The 5795-nt window shown below is 68.8% G+C and carries 5 protein-coding genes; all 5 read right to left on the bottom strand.

Annotated elements, in window-relative coordinates; genetic code table 11:
* Positions 1 to 152 (bottom strand): NYN domain-containing protein (locus AC6RA4_RS02580; RefSeq protein ID WP_500157171.1); only part of this gene is annotated, 152 nt, incomplete at its 3' end.
* A 17-nt stretch (positions 153 to 169) separates the two neighbouring features.
* Positions 170 to 670 (bottom strand): GNAT family N-acetyltransferase, encoded by a 501-nt coding sequence (locus AC6RA4_RS02575; RefSeq protein ID WP_500157107.1) that lies wholly within the window; start codon positions 668 to 670, stop codon positions 170 to 172.
* Positions 670 to 1443, bottom strand: a complete 774-nt coding sequence (locus AC6RA4_RS02570; RefSeq protein WP_500157105.1) for an ion transporter — start codon at positions 1441 to 1443, stop codon at positions 670 to 672. Before AC6RA4_RS02570 ends, AC6RA4_RS02575 begins: the two co-directional genes overlap by 1 nt.
* Before the next feature lie 119 nt (positions 1444 to 1562).
* Positions 1563 to 4127: a TIGR02302 family protein gene (locus AC6RA4_RS02565; RefSeq protein WP_500157103.1), complete on the bottom strand. Its 2565-nt coding sequence runs from the start codon at positions 4125 to 4127 to the stop codon at positions 1563 to 1565.
* 37 nt (positions 4128 to 4164) lie between these two features.
* Entirely contained in the window at positions 4165 to 5430 is a 1266-nt protein-coding gene (gene lysA, locus AC6RA4_RS02560) for a diaminopimelate decarboxylase (protein WP_500157101.1), read from the bottom strand.
* Positions 5431 to 5795 lie beyond the last annotated feature (365 nt).

The following is a 5795-nucleotide window of genomic DNA, read 5'->3' as shown; positions in this document are numbered from 1 at the left end:
CCCGAGATCTGCTGGCTGGCAAAGTCGCCGTAGACGCGCCGCACGCTGGCCTCGCCCAGCGAGGCGATCTCGTCGAAGATCGCCTTGGCGTATTTCGGCGAGGTGTTGTCGGCGTCGATCAGGACGGCGAGCAGGCGGGTGTCTTCGGCCACGGGAAATGCTCCTGAAATCAGTCCGTTTCGAGCGCCTTATACATGACCAGCGCGTCGACATAACCCTTTTCCGGGTGATGGAAGGCGCCCGGCAGGCGGCCGGCGATATCGAAGCCGGCGCGCTGCCAGATCTCCACCGCGCGGCTGTTGGTGGAGACCACGAAATTGAACTGCATGGCGCGGAAGCCAAGCGCCTTGGCGGTCTCGAGCGCATGGGCCAGCATGGCGCGGGCGACGCCCTTGCCGGCCTGCGCGGGGTCGGTGGCGAAGCCGCAATTGCAGACATGGCTGCCGCCGCCCTTCTGGTTGCGCACGATGTAGTAGCTGCCCGCCACCGCGCCGTCGATCAGCGCCGAGAACACCCGGCGCTCGGGGCCGCACCAATAGGCCAGCGCGGCATCGCGCGGGATGTCGGGGTCGATGGCATAGGTCTCGCCGGCCCGGAACACCGGCTCGAGGATGCGCCAGAGCGCGGCCTCGTCTTCGGCGGAATACGGGCGGATCGCCACGTCGGTCATCAGTACTCGCCCTCGGTTTCGATATGGATGACGGTGCCGCAATGCTTGCAATGCACCGCGTCGGCATCATGCAAAGACAGCCCGCAGGTGCTGCAGGTCTCGCGCACCTTGGCGGGGCGGAACAGCACTTGCGCCAGCCGCAGGAACAGGGTCACGCCGCAGATCATCACCACCACCGAGATCATCCGCCCCAGCGAGCCGGTGAGGGTGATGTCGCCGAAGCCGGTGGTGGTGAGCGCGGTCACGGTGAAATAGAGCGCGTCGGCGTAGTTTTCGATCTGGGGGTTGGTGCGGTACTGGGTGGCGTAGACCAGCCCGGTCATCACGAAGATGAAGACCATCAGGTTGAGGGTGGCGCTGAACACGTCCTGATAGCGGCGGAAGAACGGGAAATCCTCCCGCAGCCGCCGGAACAGCTGGTAGGTGTGCAGGAAACGCAGCGTCCGCACCACGCGCAGGAAGCCCAGACCCTCGCCCGCCAGCGGCGCGAGGAAGGAGGCGATCGAGACGATGTCGGCGAGCGTGACGGGCCGGATCAGGAAGCGCAGCTTTTGCGGCTCGATGGACATCCTCGCGACGAAATCCGCGAGGAACACCACCCCGAAGAGCATGTCGACCGTCTCGACGACGCGGCCGTGATTGCTGAAGGAGGTGGCGACCACGTAGAGGATCGTGCCGATATCGAAGGCCAGGACGCCGTAGCGAAAGCGGTGCGCCCGGTCGCTGTCGCCCTCGTAGAGCTCCCGCAATGTGTCGAGCGCCGCCTTGGCCATGCCGTTCAGATCCTTGCCGTCTTTCTCCGCTATACCCATTCGGGCGGGCGCGGGGCAAGGCTCGCGGTGGGATCGTGGCGCCCGCGCGGCGTGCGCGCGGGCCTTTGGCTGTCAGGTGATCAGAACCGTTCGAGCAGACGCTCGAGATAGTCGAGCTCTTCCTGAGGGCGCTCGCCCTCGCCGGAGCGGCGGCGGATCTCGTCGAGCAGCTCGCGGGCGCGGCGGTAGACGTCTTCGTCCTGCACCATGTTCTCGTCGGTGCCGATATTGCCGTTGGCGCCGGCGTTGCGGCCCAGAGGGTCGCGCTGCTGACCGGGGTTGCCGCCCTGCTGCTGGCCCTGCTGGCCGGGGTTCTGCTGCTGTTGCTGCGCCATCGCCTCGCCGAGGCTGCGCATGCCCTCGCGCAGCGCCTCCATGGCCTGCGACTGGTTGTCGATGGCCCCGGCGAGATCGTCCTGACGCAGCGCCTCCTCGGCCCCGTCCATGGCCTCCTCGGCCCGGCGCAGCGCATCGCGCGCGGCCTCGCCGGGCTCGGTCCCGGCGCCGGGCAGGTTCTGGCGCTGGCGGTTCAGCTCGTCGCGCAGCTGCTGCTGGCGGTTGGCGAGGCTTTCTTCGAGCGATTGCTCTCCACCTTGCCCCTGCTGGCCCTGCTGTTCGCCCTGTCCCTGACCCTGCTGCTGGCCGCCCTGACCCTGTTGGCCCTGCTGCTGCCCTTGCTGGCCCTGCTGACCTTGCTGCCCCTGCTGGCCGGGGTTGAACTGCTCCTGCAGCTGGCGGAACGCCTCGTCCGACAGGCCCTGCTGCTCGCGCAGCGTCTCTCCCAGACCTTCCATCGCCTGCTCGCCCGGCGACTGGCCCTGCTGGCCCTGCGTCACCTGCATGTTCTCCATCAGCTCCTGAAGCTGGCGCAGCGCCTCCTGCGCCTCGGCCATGCGGCCCTGCTCCATCAGCTCCTGGATGCGGTCCATCATGCGCTGCAGGTCGTTCTGGCTCATCTCCATGCTGTCCTGGGACTGCGCCATCTCGGGATTCTGCTCGGCCTGCTGCTGCGCCTGCCGCGACAGCTGCCGGAGGTAATCGTCGGTGGCCTCGCGCAGCTCCTGCATCAGCTCGGCGATCTCCTGATCAGACGCGCCGTTCTTCATCGCTTCCGAAAGCCGCTCTTGGGCACGCTGCAGCCGCTCGAGCGCCGAGGCCAGATCGCCCTCCTCGAGGATGATCGCCAGATCCCACATCGCCTTGGCGATCTCGGCCTGCTGCGCGTCGCCCATCGATGGCCCCGCCGCCTCGAGCTGGCGCAGGATGGTGCGCAGCCGCAGATACGGCACCGCCGAGCGGAACACGTCGTCGGGCAGATGGCTGACGGCGCGGATGATGCGGCTGATCTCGGGGATGTTGTCGCGGGTCCAGAGCAGCGCCCGGCGCTGCTCGATCACCGCCGCCGCCATCGGATCGAAGAAGCGCCGCCCCGGCAGGGTGATGGTCTCGACCTCGGCCTGACCGGTCTGGCCGGCCTCGTCCTCGACGCTGATCGACAGGCGCACCGGCAGGTTGGCCCAGGGATGCTCGGAGAAATTCTCGACCAGCGTCTCGGTGAACTCGGCCCGGTCACCGGCGATGGGCATCGGCAGCGGCACCTCGATGGCCGGGCGCGGCTCGGGCTCGGCGGCGAGCAGGTAGTCGCGCGCGACCTCGCCCAGCGCCAGCTCGATGCGGGCGCTGCCCGCGACCACGCCGTAATCGTCGCTGGCGGCGAAGGGGATCTGCGCATCGCCCTCGTAGCTCGATTCGATCTCGCCCTCGCGGCGCACGCTGGGGGCGGCATCGGCGGTGACGCTGACCTCCCAGGCCCGACCTCCGGGGCCGTCGATGGCGAGCCGACCCGATTGCAGCACGGCGAAATCCTGCGCCGTCTCCTGCGCCGCTTCGGGCGTGAGGGCGCGGCCCGAGACGCTCTCGTCGACCGACAGCGCCCCCACTTCGCCATACATGCGGAGCGTGATCTGCGCGCCCTCTGGCACGGTCAGCCCGGGCGCGCTGATGTCGTTGAGATAGACCGACGGCAGGCGGGTGTAGCCCGGCGGCTCCATCCAGCCCTCCCACGCGGGCCCGGCGGCGAGATCGACGCCGCTCGGCCCCATCGCGGTCACCGAGGAGACCCGCAGGAAGGAGCCGAAGACCAGTGCTGCGGCAAAGGCCAGCAGCGCCACGTAGCGCAGCGCAAAGGGATCGGCCTTGGCGACCCGCAGATCGGGCTCCACCGCCCTCGCCTCGGCCAGCCGGGCGCGCATCCGTGCCTGGTGCGCCTGCCAGACCGCCTGCGAGCCCATGTCGCCCGCCCCGATGGCCTGATCGTCGAGCGCCGCCTGAATGGGGTTGCCGCGCAGCGTGCCGTCGAGCCGCGCCATCGCCTCAGCCTTCGTCGGCCAGACCAGCATCCGCGCGCCGCGCCAGATCGCCCAGCCCAGCGCACCCATGAAGGCCACGCCTGCGGCCCAGACCCACTCCACCGCCACGAGATCCTGAACCCCGAGCATCAACAGCCCCAGCGCCGCGATCAGCAGCGACCAGAGCGGCCAGAAGGCACGGGTGATGCGCTCCGCGCCCATGCCCCAGAGGGTCAGACGCAGCGGCCACTTGATGGGTTTCAGGATGTCCGGCGGCGGTGTTCCCGTCTCGGGCATGAAGGTCTCCTGCGATCCCGGCCGCAGGAGGGATGCCCTACAGCCACTCGGGAAGGCTATCGCGGTTTATGATTTCCTCAAAGCTCGGTCTCCGGCGAATGACGGCGAATTGATCGCCTTTCACCAGCACTTCGGGGATCAGTGCCCGCGTATTGTACTCGCTCGACATCACCGCGCCATAGGCACCCGCCGAGCGGAAGGCGACGAGATCGCCCGCCCCCAGCCCGGGCATCATCCGGCCCTTGGCGAAGGTATCGCCGGATTCGCAGACCGGGCCCACAATGTCGAACGCGGCCTGCTCGGCGCCGGCCTCGGGCTCGATCACCGGCACGATGTCGTGATGCGCCTCGTACATGGCCGGGCGGATCAGGTCGTTCATCGCCGCGTCGAGGATCAGGAAGTTCCGCCCCTCGCCTTCCTTGAGGTAGATCACCTCCGAGACGAGGATGCCGGCATTGCCGGCGATCAGCCGGCCCGGCTCGATCTCGATCTCGCAGCCCAGGTGGCCAAGCTCGCGCTCGATCATCGCGCCGTATTCGACCGGCAGCGGCGGTGCCTCGTTGCTGCGGGTGTAGGGAATCCCCAAGCCGCCGCCGAGGTCGAGCCGCGAGATCTCGTGCCCGTCGGCGCGCAGCGCCTCGGTGAGCTCGGCGACCTTGCGATAGGCCATGGCGAAGGGCTCGAGCTCGGTGAGCTGCGAGCCGATATGCACGTCGATGCCGATCACCTTGAGCCCCGGCAGGGCGGCGGCCTCGGCATAGACCGCGCGGGCCTTGGCGATCGGGATGCCGAACTTGTTCTCGCTCTTGCCGGTGGCGATCTTGGCGTGGGTCTTGGCGTCGACATCCGGGTTCACCCGCACGGTGACCGGCGCCACCACGCCCAGCTCCGAGGCCACCTCCGAGATCACCCGCATCTCGGGCTCGCTCTCGATGTTGAACTGGCGGATGCCGCCTTCGAGCGCGGTGCGGATCTCGTCTCGGGTCTTGCCGACGCCGGAGAACACGATGCGCTCGCCGGGCACGCCGGCGGCCTTGGCGCGGGCGTATTCGCCGCCCGAGACCACGTCCATCCCGGCCCCGGCCTCGGCCAGGGTCTTCAGGATGGCCTGGTTCGAGGCCGCCTTCATGGCGTAGCAGACGAGATGCGGCCCCCAGGCCAGCGCCTCGTCGAAGAGGCGGAAATGGCGCAGCAGCGTGGCGGTGGAATAGACATAGACCGGCGTGCCGACCGCGGCGGCGATCTCGGCCACCGGCACGTCCTCGGCGTAAAGCTGCCCGTCACGATAGAGAAAATGGTCCATACCGGCCTCCTGCGCTACAGGCGCCGCCATAGCGCAGCCCCGGCGCTTTCACCAGCCCCAGCGACCACAACGCGCAAACCCGCGCCCCCGCCCCGGCGCCCCCTCTTCTCTACGTTCCAAGTACTCTAATCCCTGCCCGCGCCACACGCACACCGCCGACCAGGAGCCGGACCCAAGACGCCCCAACCCCAACTTCTCTACGTTCCAAATACTCAAAAACCCGCCGCCTCCACGCCCCCCACCCTCCGGCAAACGCGTCAGACCAGCCACAAGCCCCCGCGCCGGTGGCCAAAGGCCGCCGGCAAGACGACCTGCGCGCGCCCCTCGGGCGCGAGGTCCACCGCGCCGGTCTCGAACAGCACTTC

Source organism: Salipiger sp. (genome assembly GCF_059781815.1).
The sequence above is the reverse complement of the archived record's forward strand: the minus strand, read 5'-3'. Positions and strand labels throughout refer to the sequence as shown.